The organism is Serratia sp. CoH_122_TC_1 (genome assembly GCF_058191755.1).
This window is the reverse complement of record NZ_JBXWLA010000006.1, coordinates 91,022-110,272: the sequence shown is the minus strand read 5'-3', so window position 1 is coordinate 110,272 and position 19,251 is coordinate 91,022. Positions and strand designations below refer to the sequence as shown.

At 57.2% G+C, this 19,251-nt stretch carries 16 protein-coding genes; 6 read left to right on the top strand and 10 right to left on the bottom strand.

The window, feature by feature from the left end:
* Positions 1-44 precede the first annotated feature (44 nt).
* On the top strand, positions 45-1,292 hold the full coding sequence (locus AC2FC2_RS09495; RefSeq protein ID WP_265556663.1) for an MFS transporter: 1,248 nt from the start codon (positions 45-47) through the stop codon (positions 1,290-1,292).
* A gap of 23 nt (positions 1,293-1,315) precedes the next feature.
* Here the strand turns inward: AC2FC2_RS09495 and selB are convergent, their stop codons facing one another.
* The 8 genes from selB to fdnG form a co-directional block, all read right to left on the bottom strand.
* On the bottom strand, positions 1,316-3,157 hold the full coding sequence (gene selB, locus AC2FC2_RS09490) for a selenocysteine-specific translation elongation factor (RefSeq protein WP_490659125.1): 1,842 nt from the start codon (positions 3,155-3,157) through the stop codon (positions 1,316-1,318).
* A complete protein-coding gene (selA, locus tag AC2FC2_RS09485; protein WP_490659124.1) occupies positions 3,154-4,545 on the bottom strand; it encodes an L-seryl-tRNA(Sec) selenium transferase in 1,392 nt (463 codons plus the stop codon). The genes selB and selA overlap by 4 nt, the downstream gene beginning before the upstream one ends.
* A gap of 68 nt (positions 4,546-4,613) precedes the next feature.
* Positions 4,614-5,219 carry a glutathione S-transferase gene (locus tag AC2FC2_RS09480; protein WP_209637991.1) on the bottom strand — a complete coding sequence of 202 codons (606 nt, stop codon included), beginning with the start codon at positions 5,217-5,219 and terminating at the stop codon, positions 4,614-4,616.
* 34 nt (positions 5,220-5,253) lie between these two features.
* A complete protein-coding gene (locus AC2FC2_RS09475; protein WP_209637993.1) occupies positions 5,254-5,901 on the bottom strand; it encodes a DcrB-related protein in 648 nt (215 codons plus the stop codon).
* A 358-nt stretch (positions 5,902-6,259) separates the two neighbouring features.
* Entirely contained in the window at positions 6,260-7,189 is a 930-nt protein-coding gene (gene fdhE, locus AC2FC2_RS09470) for a formate dehydrogenase accessory protein FdhE (RefSeq protein ID WP_209637995.1), read from the bottom strand.
* Entirely contained in the window at positions 7,190-7,825 is a 636-nt protein-coding gene (gene fdoI, locus AC2FC2_RS09465; protein WP_209637997.1) for a formate dehydrogenase cytochrome b556 subunit, read from the bottom strand.
* Positions 7,822-8,721, bottom strand: coding sequence for a formate dehydrogenase subunit beta (gene fdxH / locus AC2FC2_RS09460; RefSeq protein WP_209637999.1), 900 nt, complete (start codon positions 8,719-8,721; stop codon positions 7,822-7,824). The genes fdoI and fdxH overlap by 4 nt, the downstream gene beginning before the upstream one ends.
* Positions 8,722-8,733: 12 nt before the next feature.
* On the bottom strand, positions 8,734-11,781 hold the full coding sequence (fdnG, locus tag AC2FC2_RS09455) for a formate dehydrogenase-N subunit alpha (RefSeq protein ID WP_490659123.1): 3,048 nt from the start codon (positions 11,779-11,781) through the stop codon (positions 8,734-8,736).
* Between the two features lie 154 nt (positions 11,782-11,935).
* Between fdnG and fdhD the strand changes: the two genes are divergently transcribed.
* From fdhD to AC2FC2_RS09430, 5 genes are all read left to right on the top strand, one after another.
* A complete protein-coding gene (gene fdhD, locus AC2FC2_RS09450; RefSeq protein WP_265556673.1) occupies positions 11,936-12,754 on the top strand; it encodes a formate dehydrogenase accessory sulfurtransferase FdhD in 819 nt (272 codons plus the stop codon).
* 127 nt (positions 12,755-12,881) lie between these two features.
* Positions 12,882-13,502: a superoxide dismutase [Mn] gene (gene sodA / locus AC2FC2_RS09445; protein ID WP_037421110.1), complete on the top strand. Its 621-nt coding sequence runs from the start codon at positions 12,882-12,884 to the stop codon at positions 13,500-13,502.
* Between the two features lie 124 nt (positions 13,503-13,626).
* On the top strand, positions 13,627-15,555 hold the full coding sequence (locus tag AC2FC2_RS09440; protein WP_490659122.1) for a methyl-accepting chemotaxis protein: 1,929 nt from the start codon (positions 13,627-13,629) through the stop codon (positions 15,553-15,555).
* 93 nt (positions 15,556-15,648) lie between these two features.
* Positions 15,649-16,320, top strand: a complete 672-nt coding sequence (gene yiiM, locus AC2FC2_RS09435; RefSeq protein WP_490659121.1) for a 6-hydroxyaminopurine reductase — start codon at positions 15,649-15,651, stop codon at positions 16,318-16,320.
* A gap of 111 nt (positions 16,321-16,431) precedes the next feature.
* Positions 16,432-17,211, top strand: a complete 780-nt coding sequence (locus tag AC2FC2_RS09430) for a class I SAM-dependent methyltransferase (protein WP_209638009.1) — start codon at positions 16,432-16,434, stop codon at positions 17,209-17,211.
* A 107-nt stretch (positions 17,212-17,318) separates the two neighbouring features.
* On the opposite strand, the gene AC2FC2_RS09425 is transcribed toward AC2FC2_RS09430, so the two are convergent.
* A complete protein-coding gene (locus tag AC2FC2_RS09425) occupies positions 17,319-17,681 on the bottom strand; it encodes a YibL family ribosome-associated protein (protein WP_209638011.1) in 363 nt (120 codons plus the stop codon).
* 72 nt (positions 17,682-17,753) lie between these two features.
* Positions 17,754-19,220 (bottom strand): aminotransferase-like domain-containing protein, encoded by a 1,467-nt coding sequence (locus AC2FC2_RS09420; protein WP_209638013.1) that lies wholly within the window; start codon positions 19,218-19,220, stop codon positions 17,754-17,756.
* Between the last annotated feature and the right edge of the window lie 31 nt (positions 19,221-19,251).

Below are 19,251 nucleotides of genomic sequence, written 5' to 3'. Positions count from 1 at the left end.
CCCTGACAGTTCCTTATTTTCTCTTTACTTTCAGTACAATAAATATGAAAACAACATTACCACCTGCGGCTCGCTTGGGTCGACAGGCGCTTTTATTCCCTCTTTGTCTGGTGCTGTTTGAATTTGCCACCTATATCGCTAACGATATGATCCAGCCGGGCATGCTGGCCGTGGTGGCAGATTTCAACGCCGGTGAAGAGTGGGTGCCAACCTCAATGACCGCCTATCTGGCTGGCGGTATTTTTCTGCAATGGCTACTGGGGCCGTTGTCGGATCGCCGTGGTCGTCGTCCGGTGATGCTGGCTGGCGTGGCATTCTTTATCGTTGCCTGTCTGGCCATTTTGCTGGTGACCAACATCGAGCAGTTTATCTTTATGCGTTTCTTGCAGGGGATTGGCTTGTGCTTTATCGGTGCGGTGGGGTACGCCACGATACAGGAATCCTTTGAAGAGTCGGTGTGCATAAAAATCACCGCGCTGATGGCCAACGTGGCGCTGATTGCCCCGCTGCTCGGGCCGCTGGCCGGTGCCGCGCTGATCCACGTCGCGCCGTGGCAGAGCATGTTCGTGCTGTTTGCGGCATTGGCGGCTTTTGCGTTTTACGGCCTGTGGAAAGCCATGCCGGAAACCGCTTCGCTACAGGGTGAAAAACTCTCGGCAGCCAATCTGTGGCGCGACTATCGCCAGGTTCTGGCCAACCGCCGCTTTATCTGTGGAGCGCTGGCTATCGGCTTCGCCAGCCTGCCGCTGCTGGCCTGGATCGCCCAATCACCGGTGATCCTGATCAGCGGCGAGTCACTGTCGACGCTGGATTACGGTCTGCTGCAAATCCCGGTATTTGGCGCGCTGATCCTCGGTAACCTAACGCTGGCACGCATGACCGGTAAGAACAGCGTACAACGCCTGATCAAACTGGGTGCGGTACCCATGATGCTGGGGCTGCTGATTGCGGCACTGGCTACGCTATTCTCTAGCCACGCTTACCTGTGGATGACTGCGGGCCTAAGCCTGTACGCTTACGGTATTGGGCTGGCTAACGCCGGGTTGTACCGCCTGACGCTGTTCTCCAGTAACGTCAGTAAAGGCACCGTCTCCGCCACCATGGGCATGCTGAGCATGATGGTATTTACCGTCGGCATCGAACTGGCAAAAGTGGCTTACGTGTGGGGCGGCAGTGGGCTGTTCAATCTGTTCAACCTGATAAGCGGCCTGTGTTGGCTGGCACTGGTGGCGCTGTTCCTCAGCAAACGCCGCAATGGCGACGCAACCTCGACGCCGACCGAAGCGCTTTAAACCAAGCGGGGCCTTCGCCCCGCTTACCCGCCAAAAAGACCAGCATCTCGCAGCAGATGCTGGTTACCCTTGCGGCGGGTAAAACCGCTGCGATCGAAGAATTCCAATACCTGAATGGCCAGCTTGCGGCCGACGCCGAGCCGATCGCGGAAGTCCGCCGCGTTCGCACTGCCCTGCGCCGCATCCAGCTCACGAATCAACGCGGCAAACTGTTCAATACGCCGACTTGAATAGTACCGATCCACCACCACCGCCGTAACCTGGCCTAACTGTGCGGCTTTACGCAATGTCGCCCGCACGCGCGCCTCGTCCTCGCCCAACTCAGCAGCCAGATCGCGCACCCACCAGGCCTCGTCGCCGAACAGGGGTTCGATACGTCCCCACAGTGTCTGTTCTTCTGCACTGAACGCCAGGCCATGCTCCGGCAAGTGCAACCAGCCTCGCGTATTAATGATCAACCCGGCTGACAACAGCCGATCGATCATCATAAATACCAGTGGTTCAGAGAGCTGTGGCAGAGCCATACGCCGCACCCGGGCACGCCCGAGGCCGAGTTGATCGGCATGCTGTTGGTGATACTCAGCCAATACCTGCAACAACCTCTGTTGGCTCTGCAGCGCCTTCTCCTGCGCTAGCGCCATATCGCCGGCAATCAGCAGCTCGTGGCCCGCCAACATCGCTGCCAGCTCGCTGTCGGTGAGCTGCCGTGCCCAGGCAAACGCCGCCAGATCCAGCGCCCCATTGGGCAGATGCAGTGCCAAGGCTTGCCGGTCGTTGTCAGCCTGAGCCAGTGATGCCAGCCAGGCCAGATATTCCGGTTGGCGCTTGCCACGCTTCGGCGTCGTCAAACTCAACACCCTTGCGCCGCCCAGTGTCTGGCGTGCGCCAATATCCCGCAGCACCAGCCGGTCGTTTTCCGCCAACCACAGCGGGCGATCGAGGATAAGCTCCGCCAACGTCTCATTCAGCAGAGAAATCCGCCCGGTGATATGGCTGGCAGCATGATGCAAATGCAAAGGCTGCCAGTGCCGTATCGGCTGGTCGGCATCCAACGCGACAAGAATACGCTCGGTGGCCACCCGCGGTTTCTTGGCCAGCAGCCAGTCACCGCGCGCCACCTGTTCTTTACTGATATCACCGCTGATATTTAATGCGATACGCTGCCCGGCCTGCGCCTGCTCAACCGATTGGTTTTGGGCGTGCAAGCCGCGTACCCGCACGGGGGCATCTGCGCCCGTCAGCCACAAGGTATCGCCCACCGCGACCTGCCCCCCCAACGCGGTGCCTGTCACCACCAAACCTGCGCCTTTCACGCTGAACGCGCGATCCACCGCCAGGCGGAAGCGGCGCGTTAACGCGTGTTCATCAGGTTGCAACGCCAGCAGGTGCGTACGTAATGCGTCGATACCCCGAGCCTGTTGTGCAGCCGTAACGAACAGGGGGGTTTGAGGCCAGCCCTGCCGCGTCAGCTCGTCGTCAATCTGCCGCCGCACGTCATCAACACGCGCGTCATCTACTCGATCGGCCTTGGTGAGTACCACCGTCAATGCCGGGCGCCCGCTCAAACGCAGGATGGCCAGATGCTCTCGGGTTTGTGCCATCACACCATCGTCGCAGGCCACCACCAATAAGGCATGATCGATGCCGCCAACGCCCGCCAGCATATTGGCGAGGAATTTTTCATGGCCAGGCACGTCGATAAAACCCAGCACTCGGCCATCAGGCTGTGGCCAGTAGGCATAACCCAGATCTATGGTCATGCCACGGCGTTTTTCTTCCGGCAGGCGATCTGCGTTGATCCCGGAGATCGCCTGTAACAGGGTCGTTTTGCCATGATCGACATGGCCGGCGGTGGCAATAATCATGCGCTCAGCGCCTCAATCAATGCGTCTTCCTGCTCCAGACAGCGTAGATCCAGCCAGAGCCTGCCGTCGTTAATCCGGCCAATCACCGGCTGCGGCAGGCGGCGCCAACGCTCAGCCAATGCCTCCAGGGTTGCCCCACGGCCATCAAGCGGCTCAAAGGTCAATGCATAGCTCGGTAGCCGATCCACCGGCAACGAGCCGCTGCCAATCTGCGACCAACAGGGTTCGGCTCGCAGGCGGAATTGCGCACTGAACTGCGGTATGAGCGCCTGTAACAGACGCTGTGCGGCGTCTTCCATTGCCTGCTGTGGGCGCGTCAATAAACGCAGCGTCGGCAGATGTTGCGCCAGCAGTTCGGGTTGTTGATAGAGGCGCAAGGTGGCCTCCAGCGCAGCCAGCGTCAGTTTGCCAACGCGCAGTGCACGCTTCAGTGGGTGCTGCTGCAACCGAGCAATCAGCGCCTTTTTGCCCAGGATAATGCCCGCCTGCGGGCCACCCAGCAGTTTGTCGCCGGAAAATGTCACCAGATCCACCCCGGCCGCCAGCAGCCGTTGTGGCATAGGTTCGGCCGGCAGGCCGTACTGCGCCATATCAATCAGCGAGCCACTGCCCAGATCGGTAGCCGTTGGCAGGCCATATTCTGCGCCAAGCTGCGCCAGTTCAGCTTCGTCTACCGCAGCGGTAAATCCTTGAATACTGTAATTACTGGTATGTACTTTCATCAGCAGGCCAGTCTGATCGTTAATCGCATTGCGGTAGTCTTTCAGATGAGTGCGGTTGGTGGTGCCCACTTCGACCAACTGGCAGCCCGCCTGACGCATCACGTCGGGGATACGGAAAGCCCCGCCAATTTCTACCAGCTCACCGCGTGACACGACCACCTGCTTACCCGGCGCGATCGCCGCCAACATCAGCAATACTGCCGCCGCATTGTTATTGACGATGCAGGCATCCTCCGCCCCCGTCAGCTGACACAGCACATCTGCAATAGCACGGTCGCGATGCCCACGACCGGCACCATCCAGATCATATTCCAGCGTCACCGCCGAGCCCATCGAGCGCGTTACCGCCTCGATAGCCGGTTGCGCCAGTAAGGCGCGGCCAAGGTTAGTGTGCAGCACGGTACCGCTCAGGTTAAACACGGGCGCCAATGCTGAACGCTGCCGTTGCATCAACGCGGCGCCAAGCGCCTGCGGCCAGTCACCGCACCAGTCGGGTAACTGTTGCTGTTGTTTTATCGTCTCACGCGCCTGCAATTGCAGTTGGCGCAACAGTTCGCTTATCAACGTTTGGCCATGCTGCGCCACTAAGGGCTCGATCGCGGGGTCACGCAGCAGACGATCAATGGCGGGTAACTGGCTGTAAAGGTGCTGGGATTCAGTGCTCATGGTCGCTCGGTTTAAGTGTTGTGGTCTCGGCATAAAGCAGAACCCCGCCGCAGCGGGGTGAGAGAAAATCAGGGGGGCATCGTGCGGGCAAAGCTTTCGCGGGCAAACAAGCGTTCGGCCAGTTTGATCAACGCAGGGCGCTCAACGCACCAGTTAGGCATGATACGGCGAAAATTGAGATAACCCAGCGCGCAGCCGGTCGCTATATCCGCCAGCGTCAGCACCTCGGCATTCAGGCGTTTTTTTTCCTGCGCCAGTTTTTCCAGCGCATCCAGCCCGTGTGTCAGCTTGTCACGGTGCCGTAGGATCCAGTTTTCGTCCTGTTTCTCCGATGCCCGTTTGCTCTCGCGAAACAGCGTGGCGGCGGCCTCAGTCACGCCATCGGCTAACGCTTCTACCTGGCGGATATGCAGTGCTGCCATGCGGTCGGCAGGTAAAAACGCCGGCGCCAGGGGCAAGGTTTCCAGGTATTCGGCGATCACGCGCGAATCGTAAAATACCGCGCCGTCATCGGCCACCAGCACCGGTACCTTGGCAAGCGGATTTAGCTCCACTACCCGGCTGCCGGGCTCATAGGGCGGATCGTTAACAAATTCGAACGCGATCTCCTTTTCCAGCAGCATCACGGAAATCTTGCGGACAAAAGGGCTGGTGTAACTGCCTATAAGCTTCATCAGTCTTCCCCTCGGCTTGCAAACCACAGCGTTGTTATTTCACCGCCAGCGAGTCGATAATCCGCTGAACCAGCGCCTGATGCGCCTCCGGCGTTTTGGCCGGCGACAACATTTGCAATGTCACCACCCGCTTATTGAACACCGTTAACACGATGGTAGACACCACCTTCTGCCCGTTGACGCTCTGCTCAGTATCCACCCGGTGGAATTTCTGTTTACCCACGGTAAACGTCTCTTCTTTGGTGGTCTGGATATTTTGATAGCGATCCCCCAGCTCGGTGATAATGCTCTGGGTGAGCTCTTTGAGCATTTTATCGCTGGTATTGAGCTTCATATCGTCAGGCGGGATCACCTCAGAAGATACCGTACTTTGGCGCGATTTTCCGTCGAGGAAGCGTTGAATCGTCGACTTGTTGTCGTTAATGATGCCGCTGTTCTTGGTCTGATCGCTAAAGCCCGGCGGCAGTTCAAAGCTAATACTGCCTTTTTGCAGCAAGACTTTCAGCCCGGGAGCCGGGGCCGGTTGGGTCTCCACTACCGCTGGGGGCGGCGCGGGTTGCGTGACGGTCGGTTTGGTATCCGGTTTTGGTACTGCCGGTTTGGTATCGTCCTTGTTGTCACAGGCCGCCAGCCCGATAGCGACAACAGCAACCGCAGTGAATTTCGCAATGGTCTTCAACATCGTCCGTCCCTTTCCTTTCGCTTTGCACGTCATTGCGTATACCTTAAATAATTGGAGCTGCATCGAGGCGGCAAGTCTGCAAATCCCCGGGAACATAGCCAACTATGTGACAGGGGTGAGTAGGCGCAGCCAACAAAGATGCTGCTTCAAGTATGACGGGTATAAACGTAGCAACTCGCCCGGGCGAATGCCAGAAGCCCAGTCTGAAATTGATCATTGTTGTCCACTGCCGAAGACGCGTAGCGAGCAACGGCAGTGTGAGCGCGGACAGCGCACAGGCCCCGCAGCGTACACGCAGTATCTGAGGAGGCCGGCACTGCCCAAGGTCAACATGCCGCAGCGCAGTAGCCGGAGGCCATCATTCCCCAGGGAACAGGAATGGGTTGATGCTGCTACGGGCAAAACCTTCGTCTTCCATTTTGGCATCGAGCACCAGCGTGGCCAAATCGTCCGCCACCGCCTCAACCTGCGGGTCTTTTTCCTGATAAAGAATTTTCAGGTAGGTGCCGCAGTCGCCACAGCTCTCCGCCTTCACCGCAGCCAGTTCGCTGTCCAACGACCAGTAGTTGAGATCGCGGGTCTGTTCGCAGTTGCTGCATTTTATCCGCACCACATGCCACTCGCTTTCACACAGGTTACAGTGCAAATAGCGCAGACCGCTGACGGTGCCAATATGCACGACACTGGCTACCGGGATGCTGCCGCAAACGGGGCAGAATTGGCGATGCTCACCATATTCAGCCCGTGCCTTGCCCGGGATCTGGCTGGCCATCTGCGCCCAATAGAGCGATAACGCCGCCCAGATAAAGGGGGCCTTCTCACTGCCGATTTTGCTGAATTCTTGGTTAAGCAGCGCCTGAGCCATCAGTTCCAACTCATGTGCCGATGCCTTTTCCAGATTATCCAGCACCGCCAGAACATGCTCTGGCGCTTCCGGGCGCAGCTCCGCGATCAGCGAGTTCAACAGCTTGTGCCAATGCTCACTACGCGGGTAAATGCTCAAATCCAAGGGCGGTTTGCCGCTGGCGGCCCCTTGCTGCAGGGCTTCGGTAAGATCAAGCTGTAGCGGGTTGTCATGCAGCGCGTGGTGCTGCGCTTCAGCCAACTGTGCGGCAAAGTTCAGATAGTCGCCCAGCGGATTATCAGTCGCCAACGTGCGAAGACGTTCAGCGCGGCGGCTATACAGGCTTTTCAGATTCGCGAAAAGTAACGGCGGGATGGTTTCCGCCGTTGTGGACTTCTCGCGCTGTGCCCCTAGCTGCTCTTTAGGAACAATGCGGATACTCATTCAGGGTTTGTCTTCCTGTTGTTTCTCGCGGACCTCTCGGTACCAGCGCGGGTGATGTTTTTTAGCCCAGGCCGCCGGCACCCAGCCTTCCACCATGGCAGTAATGGTGCCTTTTACCCAAAGCGCGGCGTAAATGTGCACCATAATCACGATGATAAGACCCACCGCCGCCAGCGAATGCACCAACAGCGCGATACGGATCAGCGGTATCGGGAAGGCTGGCGCAAAGTATGGCCGCCAGATCACGACACCGCTGGCCAACAGCAGCACCAGGCTAATGATTGCCGCCCAGAATACGCACTTCTGACCGAAATTATAACGCCCGGTGTCACCCACTTCCTCGTTCATGACGATTTTTTGGATGTTTTTAGCCCAGACGATGTCTTCACGGTTGATCAGATTGTGCTTCCAGTAACGCAGGAACATCAGCAGGAAGGCCGCAAACATAATCACCCCGACAAAGGGGTGCAGAATACGCGCCAACTGCGGCGTACCGAGAATGTTCATCAACCAGTTGAAGGAGGGGAAAAAGAATCCCAACCCACTGATGGCGGCAAACACAAAGCAGAACGCCACAATCCAATGGTTGATTCGTTCCGGCGCGCTATAACGCTGAATACGCTTTTCCTTCTTCATTTGCGCGTCTCCTCATCGTGCGGCTCATCGTCTTCGTCCTCGTCGACGCGGTTAGGACCGACACCGACATAGTGGAACACGCTGGCTGCAAAGGTGGCGGCAAAGCCGATGGCCGCCAGGGGCTTCCACACGCCTTTCCAGAACGTGATCGCCGGGCTGATCGTCGGGTTATCTGGCAAACCGTGATAGAGCTGCGGTTTGTCGGCATGGTGCAGCACGTACATCACATGGGTGCCGCCTACGCCTGCCGGATCGTACAGACCGGCGTTCTGATAACCACGGCTGTTCAGCTCGCTGACGCGTTCGGCGGCGATCTCCTTCATGGCGTCCTTGGTGCCGAAATGGATGGCACCGGTCGGACAGGTCTTCACACACGCGGGTTCCTGGCCGACATCAACGCGATCGACGCACAGGGTACATTTGTAAACCCGGTTGTCGTCCTTGTTCATGCGCGGCACATCAAAGGGGCAACCCGCGATGCAGTAACCACAGCCGATGCAGTGCTCTGACTGGAAGTCGACAATGCCGTTGGCGTACTGGATGATCGCCCCTTCCGACGGGCACGCCTTCAGGCAGCCCGGATCGGCACAGTGCATGCAGCCGTCTTTGCGGATCAGCCACTCCAGCTTGCCGTTTTCCTCCACTTCGGAGAAGCGCATCACCGTCCACGACTTGGCCGTCAGATCGGCGGGGTTATCGTATACCCCGACGTTGTGACCGATTTCATCGCGGATGTCGTTCCATTCGGAACAAGCCACCTGACAGGCCTTACAGCCGATACAGGTGGTGACATCGATCAGTTTAGCCACTTCTTCCTGGTGGTCACGGGCGCGGGGCGCCGGCGTGAAGCCATTGGTGGCGGATTTACGAATGATGTCTTGAGATTGCATTGCCATAATTCGTCTCCGTTACACCTTTTCCACGTTAACCAGGAACGCCTTGAACTCTGGCGTCTGCGTATTGGCATCACCGACAAACGGCGTCAGCGTGTTGGCAATAAAGCCTTTCTTCGCCACCCCTTCGTAACCCCAGTGGATCGGGATACCGATGGTGTCCACATCCTGACCGTGCACCTGCAAGGTACGAATGCGCTTGGTCACTACAGCCTTGGCCTTGATAAAGCCGCGGTTGGAGCTGACCTTCACCGTATCGCCATGCTGGATGCCTTTTTTCGCCGCCAGCGACTCGCCAATTTCCACAAACTGCTCCGGCTGCGCGATAGCGTTTAGCACCGCATGCTTGGTCCAGTAGTGGAAGTGCTCGGTCAACCGGTACGTCGTACCGACATACGGGAACTTGTCAGAGGTTCCCATCGCCGCCAGATCGTCCTTGAACACCCTCGCCGCTGGGTTGGAAACCACGTTCGGGTGCAGCGGGTTAGTGCCGAGCGGCGTTTCAAACGGCTCGTAGTGTTCCGGGAACGGCCCTTCCGCCATTTTATCGACGGCAAACAAGCGGCCCATGCCTTCTGGCTGCATGATGAATGGCCCGACGTCACTGCCTGGTGCAGCGGCACTGTAGTCCGGGATATCCACCCCGCCCCACTTGGCACCGTCCCACTCCAGCAACTGACGTTTTGGATCCCAAGGCTTGCCTTGCGGATCGGCCGAAGCACGGTTGTACAGAATGCGGCGATTGAGCGGCCAAGCCCAGGCCCAGCCCAGCGTATTGCCGAGGCCAGACGGATCGGCATTGTCGCGTCGCGCCATCTGGTTACCGGCCTGCGTCCAGCTACCGGCGAAGATCCAACAGCCGCTGGCAGTGGTACCGTCATCGCGCAGATGCGCAAAAGTACTGAGTTGCTCACCCTTCTTCGCCAACACTTTGCCGTCAGCGTCGAGGATATCTGCCAAAGCCTTGCCGTTGCTTTCCATCGCCACTTCTTCCGAAGCGGGATCTTCCGGCGTCAGGTAATCCCAGGTCATGTTCAGTACCTGCTCCGGCACTGCACCGCCATCACGCGCATACATCTCACGCAGACGCATGAAGATGCCCGCCAGGATTTCCCCGTCGTGCTTCGCTTCACCTGGAGCATCAGCCCCTTTCCAGTGCCATTGCAGCCAGCGCCCGGAGTTCACGATAGACCCGTTCTCTTCGGCGAAGCAGCTGGACGGCAAACGGAATACCTCGGTTTGAATCTTCGACGGATCGACGTCGTTAAATTCGCCGTGGTTCTGCCAGAAGTTGGACGTTTCGGTATTGAGTGGATCAATGGTCACAAGGAACTTCAGTTTTGACAGCGACGCCACCACCTTGTTCTTGTTCGGGAACGACGCCACCGGGTTGAAGCCCTGGCAGAAGTAACCGTTGACCTTGCCTTGTGACATCAGCTCGAAGTACTGCAACACATCGTAGCCTTTGTCCCACTTCGGCAACCAGTCAAAGCCCCAACTGTTGTCCTTCTGCGCCTTATCACCGTAGAAGCTCTTCATCATGCTGACGAAGAATTTCGGGTAGTTGCTCCAGTAGTTCACCTGGCCCGGCAGCACCGCTTTCGGCGTGTTTGCTTTCAGGTAAGTGTCGATATCGGTCTGCTTTTCTGAAGGCAATGTCATATAGCCTGGCAGGCTCTGTGACAGCAGGCCCAGATCGGTCAGCCCCTGGATATTGGAGTGGCCACGTAGCGCATTGACGCCACCGCCAGCCATACCCATGTTGCCGAGCAACAGCTGGATCATTGCCATGGTGCGAATGTTCTGTGCGCCGACCGAGTGCTGAGTCCAGCCCAGGGCGTACAGGAACGACGCGGTTTTATCCGCCACGCACGTTTCGGCAATGTATTCGCACACCTTGATGAAATCGTCGGTAGGCGTACCACAGATGTTGTTCACCACCTCTGGCGTATAACGGCTGACGTGCTGTTTCAGCATGTTCCACACGCAACGCGGATCCTGCAGCGTCAGATCACGCTTGGCAAAGCCGTTTTCATCGAGCTGGTAGTTCCAGGTGGTTTTATCGTACTTGCGGTTTTCTGCATCGTAACCGCTGAACAGGCCATCTTCGAAGGTGAAGTCTTCTCGCACCAGCAAGCTGGCGTTGGTGTAGGCGTGAACGTATTCGCGGTTAATTTTGTCGTTGGTCATCAGGTACAGCAACACGCCCGACAGGAAAGCAATGTCGGTCCCGGAACGAATAGGCGTGTAAAAATCCGCCACCGATGCGGTACGGGTAAAGCGCGGATCGATCACGATCAGCTTGGCTTTATTATGAATTTTGGCTTCCATCGCCCAGCGGAACCCCACCGGATGCGCTTCCGCCGCATTACCGCCCATGACGATAATCAGATTCGCGTTCTTGATATCAACCCAGTGGTTGGTCATCGCACCGCGACCAAATGTTGGAGCAAGACTTGCTACCGTTGGTCCGTGTCAGACACGTGCTTGGTTGTCTACGGCAAGCATGCCGAGAGCGCGACTAAATTTTTGGGTCAAATACCCGGTTTCGTTACTGGACGCGGAGGCACACAACATGCCGGTGCTGAGCCAGCGGTTGACGGTCACGCCCTGGTCGTTCGTTTTCACGAAATTGGCGTCACGGTCTTCTTTCATCAGCTTGGCGATGCGCGTGAAGGCGTCGTCCCAAGTGAGGCGTTGCCATTTGTCAGAGCCTGGCGCACGGTATTCTGGATACTGAAGACGGCTTGCACTGTGGATAAAGTCGACCAGACCCGCGCCTTTCGGGCAAAGCGCGCCGCGGTTGACCGGGTGATCCGGGTCCCCTTCAATGTGGAAAATGCTTTCTTTGGCGTTTTTGGCGCCATCACCAAGGCTGTACATCAACAGCCCACAGCCGACGGAACAATACGTACAGGTATTACGGGTTTCACGGGCGCGCAGCAGTTTGTACTGCCGGGTTTCCGCTAACGCGACTTCTGGGGAAAAACCCAGCGCAGCCACCGTCGTTCCTGCCATACCGCCAGCGCAGATCTTAAAGAACTGCCTTCTGCTGACCTGCATGGGGGTCTCCTTTCACTCGCGATTGTCACATTGTTTCAAATGGCGCTTTCCCCCTGGAAGCGGGAAGCGCTAAAATTACTGTTGTTTTTACGGTGGCAATATTACCACAGCGTGTATGTGGTTGTTACAAACAGGTGCCAGTTAAGTGAACAATATAAACTCAGACCAACTTATAAATGAGACACAGCTCACAGGGGTGACCCAGGCTCAGGTTCATCAACGCGGGCAACTCGCCACCGCACAGCCGGACTGGCTGGCGGAAGAAGTCCCGGTTGCGCTGGTCTATAACGGCATCTCTCACGTGGTCATGATGTGCACGCCCAAAGATCTGGAGGCATTCGCCCTGGGTTTTTCCCTGTCGGAAGGCATCATCGAATCACCACGCGATATCTACAGTATAGAGATTAACCAAACCTGTAACGGGCTGGAGGTACAAATAGAGCTCTCCAGCCGTCGTTTTACCGGTTTGAAGGCACGCCGTCGCGCCATGGCAGGCCGCACCGGCTGCGGCGTATGTGGTATTGAACAGTTGGCGGATATTTTCCGTCCGCTGCCTGCGCTACCTTTCACCCAGCGCTTTTCCCTCACCCATCTTGATTCCGCATTGAAACAACTGCGAGAAGTGCAGGAAGTGGGGCAACTGACCGGTTGTACCCATGCCGCCGCCTGGTTATCGCCGCAAGGGGAATTGCTCGGTGGATGTGAAGACGTTGGCCGTCATGTTGCCCTGGATAAACTGCTCGGCGTCCGTGCACAACAGGGTTGGCAGCAGGGTGCGGTATTAACGTCCAGCCGTGCCAGCTATGAAATGGTGCAGAAGGCTGCGATGTGTGGCGTGGAGATTTTATTCGTGGTGTCTGCGGCAACCTCACTGGCCGTGGAGATCGCCGAACGCAGTAACCTCACGTTGGTCGGCTTCAGTAAACCCGGCCGTGCCACGGTGTTTACCCACCCGCAGCGCATTGTTGATTAGGCTAAAGCCACACAATAAGTAGGGCATTGATAATCATTTTCAATATCATTTAAATAACTATAATGATCCGACTGCTTACGCGGTGCTCACATAATGCGCCGCCCATATACCCTTGGAGATGATGATTATGAGTTACTCACTGCCATCCCTGCCGTACGCCTACGACGCACTGGAACCGCATTTCGACAAGCAGACGATGGAAATCCATCACACCAAACACCACCAGACTTACGTTAACAACGCCAACACCGTGCTGGAAGCTTACCCAGAACTGGCTCAATACAGCGTTGAAGAACTGATCCAGGATCTGGATAAAGTGCCTGCTGACAAACGCACCTTCATGCGTAACAACGCTGGCGGTCACGCTAACCACAGCCTGTTCTGGAAAGGCCTGAAAATCGGCACCACCCTGGGTGGCGATCTGAAAGCGGCTATCGAACGTGATTTCGGCAGCGTTGAGAAATTCCAGGAAGAGTTCGAGAAAGCCGCAGCGACCCGCTTCGGTTCAGGTTGGGCTTGGCTGGTGCTGAAAGGCGACAAACTGGCTGTAGTCTCTACCGCTAACCAAGACAGCCCGCTGATGGGCGAAGCCGTTGCCGGCGCTTCAGGTTTCCCAATTGTGGGCCTGGACGTGTGGGAACACGCTTACTACCTGAAATATCAAAACAAACGTCCAGACTACATCAAAGCATTCTGGAACGTGGTTAACTGGGATGAAGCCGCTGCACGCTTCGCTGCGAAGAAGTAATTCGCACTCGGCAATAAAGATACCCGCTTAATGCGGGTATTTTTTTGACCAAAATTCGCTAAAGTTTGACCGCTCTTTGCCGATGGTTTGTTCAATTGACGTTCGCCCGGAAAGGAAAATCATTATGGCGGCATTGCAAACATTGGCAGGAAAGTTCGTTCATCTCACCGTCGGTAAAAAGCTCGGTCTCGGATTTGGTCTCATGCTGTTGCTGACCGCAATCATCGCCGGTACTGGCGCACAGTATCTCCATATCATTGAATCACGGGCCTATCGCATCGATTTTAGCAATCGTCTGAACGACGAAATCAATCAGGCCAAATATAACCGTGCGCTCTTCGGGCAAACCTACAAACCGGAATACCTCAACAATAACCGCACCAGCATCGAAAATGCGGTGAAGCTGATCAACCAGGGCCAGAACCTGAATTGGGATCCTCAGAGCAAAAAAGACCTTCAGCGTTTGGTCGTGCTGATCAGCCAATACCAGCAGCAGCAAAACGCCTTCGAAAAGGCGGTGGCGGCGAAAGATGCCGTGCGCCAAAGCTGGAACATGTCGGAAGTGCAGGACAACCTGAACCAGGTGGAGCGCCAACTTACTAATGGTGACCTGCAGCTGGCCTTTATTCAGTTGAACCAGAAGCTGACGCTGGTGCGCTACGGGGCACGCGGCCTGTTACTGAGCCTGAGCGCCGAATCCGAAGCACCGCTGATCGCAGCAATTGACGACGCACGTAGCGCCGCAAATGCGCTGAGCCGACGGCTCAGCGACGCCCAACGTCCTCTGCTGCAACCCTTGCTGACCGCTCTCGACGACTATAAAAACCGCATTGAAGCCTACCTGCCGGCCTATCAACAGGAACAGTTAATCAGCCAACGCCTGGGCAACAGTGCGCAGGAAGTCGGCACACTGGTCAACGCCTTCTTACAGGATGAATTGACGCAAACCCATAACGACATCAATTCGGCACAGATGCAAATGGGCATTACCACGCTGATTGCCATCATCGTCGGCTTGCTGGTTGCCTGGCGTATCACATTGCAGATCACCCGGCCGTTGCAAAGCACTCTCGCGCTGGCGGAACGCATCGCCAGTGGCGATCTGCGACAGGCACAGACCAGCACCCGTCGTGATGAACTGGGCCAGTTACTGAACGCCGTCGCGGCCATGAGCCAAAACCTGCGCGATATGATTGAGAAAATCCAGATGGGGGTCAGCCAGGTGTCCACCGCCGCCGCAGAGATTGCCGCGGGTAATACCGATTTGTCCTCACGTACTGAACAACAGGCTGCCGCAGTGGAAGAGACGGCCGCCAGCATGGAGCAACTGACCGCTACGGTGAAACAAAACGCCGAAAACGCCCACCACGCCAATCAGTTGGCCACCGATGCGTCACAAACGGCCCAGCAGGGCGGCAAGCTGGTCGAGAATGTGGTTAGCACGATGCGCGACATTTCCAGCAGTTCGCAGCGAATCGCCGAAATTACTACCCTGATCAACGGCATTGCTTTCCAGACCAATATTCTGGCGCTTAACGCGGCAGTAGAAGCCGCGCGCGCCGGGGAGCAAGGCCGCGGCTTCTCGGTAGTGGCCAGCGAGGTCCGTAATCTGGCACAGCGCAGCGCCCAGGCAGCGAAAGAGATCGAAGGACTGATTACCGAATCCGTCAGTCGGGTACAGACCGGTACCACCCTGGTGGAAAACACCGGCAATACCATGGAGCAAATTGTCCTGTCGGTTACCCATGTGCGTGACATTATGGCGGAAATCGCCGCAGCCTCCGACGAGCAAACCCGCGGCATCGCCCAAATCGGCCAAGCCATTGTCGAAATGGATCACACCACCCAGCAGAACGCCGCGTTGGTGGAAGAATCTGCCGCCGCTGCCGACTCCCTGGAAGAACAGGCGGAAATGCTGCTGCAAAGCGTGTCGGTGTTCCGTTTGGCGGAGCAGCAGGCACCTGCTGCGGTGAGAACCTCAGCACCGAAAGCCTCAATCAGTAAACAACCTGTCCCCCATACCGACGCACAAGACAACTGGACTACGTTCTAATGATCTCCCGCCCGAAACCTCTCGGGCGGGTTATTGTTCCCCTCTACCAACTCAGGCTATGCTTGTCCATCGACGCGAGACATGGAGGCGCATATGCATCAACCTGAGGTTTATATCGGCACTGTCCAACCCTACGAAGGCGGGCGGCCTAGCGGCATCGCCAAGCGCTTGGTGGACGGTGCAGTCAAGCTGACCCCGCTTGGCCTGGAAGGCGACGAACAGGCGGAGAAAAGTTATCACGGCGGGCCAGACCGCGCGCTGTGCCACTATCCACGTGAGCATTATGACCACTGGCGTGAACAGTTCCCGGCGCAGGCCGAACAGTTCAGCGCACCCGCTTTTGGCGAGAATATCTCTACCCTGGGGCTGACCGAACACAACGTGTTTATGGGCGACATCTTCCGCTGGGGCGAAGCGCTGATCCAGGTCACCCAGCCACGCTCCCCCTGCTTCAAGCTCAACTACCATTTTGATATCGATGACATTTCAGTGCTGATGCAGCAAAGTGGCCGGTGTGGCTGGCTGTACCGCGTGGTGTCTGCCGGTAAAGTCAGCGGCGATCATCCGCTGGAACGGGTCATGCGCAACAGTGATGTTTCTGTCGCCGAAGCCATTAGCATCGCCTGGCATATGCCGTTTGATGAAGAACAATATCGCCGCCTGCTGGCCGTTGCTGGGCTATCTGCCAGTTGGAGCAAAACCATGCTCATGCGTATCACCGAAGGCCGTCTCGAAGACTTTAATCGCCGTTTGTTGGGCCGCTAAATAGGTTGTTGGGAATAAACGTGGCGCGGCATGCTGCGCCACCCCTTTTCATCCGCCTATACTGTTCAGCGTCGGTCGTTCCGACAACCTCTTTCAGGCAGGAGCAACGTTATGAACACCTCGTCTCATCCGATCCACCATGCCGCAGCCGCGGGTTACCAGGCCAACGCCGATCGTTACGTTAAAGGACGGCCGGATTATCCACCGGAGATCGCTGCCTGGCTGCGCGATACCATCGGCCTTCATGCAGGTATGACGGTGATCGATCTTGGGGCCGGCACCGGCAAGTTCACCCCACGCTTACTGGAAACGGGGGCGCAGGTCATCGCCGTTGAACCCGTGGCACAGATGCTGGAAAAACTCTCGGCAGCGCTGCCGCAGGTGAAGACATTGGCGGGCACGGCCGAGTCGATCCCGCTGCCGGATGAGTCGGTTGACGCAGTGGTCTGCGCGCAGTCTTTCCATTGGTTTGCCACGCCGAAGGCGTTGGCCGAGATCCAACGTATCCTCAAGCCCGGTGGCAAGCTTGGTTTGGTGTGGAATATGCGTGATGCTCGCGTGAGCTGGGTACGTAAGCTGAATCAGATTGTCGACCGCCACGAAGGCGACGCGCCGCGTTTTTACACCGGCGAATGGCGTAAACTTTTCCCGTTCAAAGGGCTGGATGCGCTACAAGAACAGGTATTTATGCTTGGCCATCAAGGCGCGATAGAGGATGTGATTTATAACCGGGTGCGTTCCACCAGCTTTATCGCCGCGTTGCCGCAGCAACAGCAAGAACAGGTGATCGATCAGATTCGGCAATTGGTGGCAGAAGAGGGGGAGTTGCAAGGCAGAGAAACCGTCACTGTGCCCTATCAAACCAAAGCGTATTTCACTACCAAGCTATAACGCTGGGCGCCACATAGCCAAAATAATCGGCGTTGCGGCAAGAACTCCCGTCACAGACTCAAGTCAGTGACGGGGAATTCAACGTCAAGTATGACGGATATCGGCGATCAGAAGGCTTTTTTGGCGTAGCCGGTGACCACTTTCAGGCCCATCTCACGGCCCAGCGCAGTCATCGGATGCACCACGATCAGGCCGCGCACGTTTTTCTTCAACGTGCCCATATCCGCCTGTTCTTTCTTGGTGATTTCACGGCTGAACGGCAATTGGTTCAGCTTTTGCGCTTCTGCACTCAGCTTCTCAACGCGAACGCCTTTCAAACGTTCGATTTCCGCTGCCAGCTTCTCTTTTTCTTTGGTGTGCTGCGCAATCAAATCAAGATTACCCTGTTGGATCACCAGGGTGTCTTTGTGGTTCAGTGCGTCCAGCAGGTCGCTAAGGCGCTTAATCTCTGCCTTTTCTATCTCTTTCATGGTGTCTGGCCTGTTGTGCCTGTACGGCACGCTAATCAATGATGCCCACATTGTAGCAAAATGCGCGCGTGGTTACCCGTCTTGCGCAATGCCCGGCGGCAGGCCGCTCATCTCGCAGGCTTTGGCACCGACACGCGCCAACGCCTGGCTGTAACGTGCATTAAACGGATAACAACAGGAGAGTCGCAGCGCATTGCGGTAACGACCGCTGGGAGAGTACAGCGTACCCGGCGTCAGACAGATCTGCTCCTCCAGTAACTGGTGGAACAGTGCCACGCTGTCGACCCCGCTCGGGAATTCTACCCAAAAGACAAAGCCGCCTGCAGGCTGCGTGGCTCGAGTCCCCTGCGGGAAGTGACGTGCGATCAACGCCCGTGCCTCATCCACCTGGGCTGCGTAGCGTTTGCGCAGGTTACGCAGATGATGATCGTAGCCGCCGGTTTCCAGAAACATCGCCAACGTTTCCGACAGTAACTGTGACTCGGACATCGACGATACCGCCTTCAGTTTGCGCAACGCGTCGTTGAAACGCCCACCGCTAATCCAGCCGATGCGGAAATCCGGAGCCAGCGTCTTGGTAAAGCTGGAACAAAACAGCACCCAGCCACCACGATCGAAAGACTTCACCGCGGGAGAAAGTGCCCCCCCGAACTGGATCTCCGCGTATAACCCGTCCTCAATGAGCGGCACCTGATGATCGTTCATCAGCCGCGCCAGGCGTTTTTTCGCCGCCAGCGGCATGGTGCAGCCCAGCGGATTCTGTACCGTCGGCATGGCAATGACCGCGTTCAGCCGCTTCTCGTTCAGCAGCAGTTCCAGCGCGTCAAGCGACAACCCGTGTTGCGGATCGGTTGGGATTTCCAACGCCTTTAGCCCCAGACTGGCCAGCAACGGCAACAGGTAAAAATAGGTCGGCGACTCCAGCCCGACGCAGTCCCCCGGCTTGGTCGTCACCCGCAGCGCCAGCTGCAGCGCTTCCATACAGCCGTGCGTCAGCGTGATGTCGTTTGGCTCCAGCAACATGCCCAGCGCCATCGAACGCCGTGTGATCTGCTGGCGCAGCCGCAGGCTCCCCGGCGGCAGCGCGTACTGCCCGATCAGGTTTGGCTGACGGCGCAGTTGCGACGACAGCATCCGCCCCAACTTGCCGCCGGGATAAAAATCTGAGGTTTGGGGACAGGCAAGCGAAAGGTTGGTGAAGGCCGGATTCTGCTGGGCGGCAAACACGGTGTCGATCAACGCCAGCACATCGTCCGCCGGAGGCTCTATGCGGTTACTGGTCGGCGAGGCCGCCTTTAACGCCGGTAAGGTGTTGCAGACATAAAAGCCCGACTGCGGTCGTGCCTCTATCAACCCGCGATCTTCCAATGTGCGATAAGCCGCCACCACGGTGTTGATACTGACGTTATGGGTCTGCGCGCAGCGGCGCACCGAAGGTAAACGGCTGCCGGGCAGCAAGGTACCACGGCGTATGGCTTCCGCCAGCGTATCCGCCAGTTGCTGGTAGCGCGTTTCCGGTATTTCATCGAGCAGGGTCACAGTTTGTCTCCAGGCAATGGGTACAGTTTCA

What these genes read in the sequence shown, in the direction of transcription:
- AC2FC2_RS09495 (WP_265556663.1), top strand. Translation starts at nt 45, where the DNA reads ATGAAAACAACATTACCACCTGCGGCTCGCTTGGGTCGACAGGCGCTT.
- selB (WP_490659125.1), bottom strand. Translation starts at nt 3,157, where the DNA reads ATGATTATTGCCACCGCCGGCCATGTCGATCATGGCAAAACGACCCTG.
- selA (WP_490659124.1), bottom strand. Translation starts at nt 4,545, where the DNA reads ATGAGCACTGAATCCCAGCACCTTTACAGCCAGTTACCCGCCATTGAT.
- AC2FC2_RS09480 (WP_209637991.1), bottom strand. Translation starts at nt 5,219, where the DNA reads ATGAAGCTTATAGGCAGTTACACCAGCCCTTTTGTCCGCAAGATTTCC.
- AC2FC2_RS09475 (WP_209637993.1), bottom strand. Translation starts at nt 5,901, where the DNA reads ATGTTGAAGACCATTGCGAAATTCACTGCGGTTGCTGTTGTCGCTATC.
- fdhE (WP_209637995.1), bottom strand. Translation starts at nt 7,189, where the DNA reads ATGAGTATCCGCATTGTTCCTAAAGAGCAGCTAGGGGCACAGCGCGAG.
- fdoI (WP_209637997.1), bottom strand. Translation starts at nt 7,825, where the DNA reads ATGAAGAAGGAAAAGCGTATTCAGCGTTATAGCGCGCCGGAACGAATC.
- fdxH (WP_209637999.1), bottom strand. Translation starts at nt 8,721, where the DNA reads ATGGCAATGCAATCTCAAGACATCATTCGTAAATCCGCCACCAATGGC.
- sodA (WP_037421110.1), top strand. Translation starts at nt 12,882, where the DNA reads ATGAGTTACTCACTGCCATCCCTGCCGTACGCCTACGACGCACTGGAA.
- AC2FC2_RS09440 (WP_490659122.1), top strand. Translation starts at nt 13,627, where the DNA reads ATGGCGGCATTGCAAACATTGGCAGGAAAGTTCGTTCATCTCACCGTC.
- yiiM (WP_490659121.1), top strand. Translation starts at nt 15,649, where the DNA reads ATGCATCAACCTGAGGTTTATATCGGCACTGTCCAACCCTACGAAGGC.
- AC2FC2_RS09430 (WP_209638009.1), top strand. Translation starts at nt 16,432, where the DNA reads ATGAACACCTCGTCTCATCCGATCCACCATGCCGCAGCCGCGGGTTAC.
- AC2FC2_RS09425 (WP_209638011.1), bottom strand. Translation starts at nt 17,681, where the DNA reads ATGAAAGAGATAGAAAAGGCAGAGATTAAGCGCCTTAGCGACCTGCTG.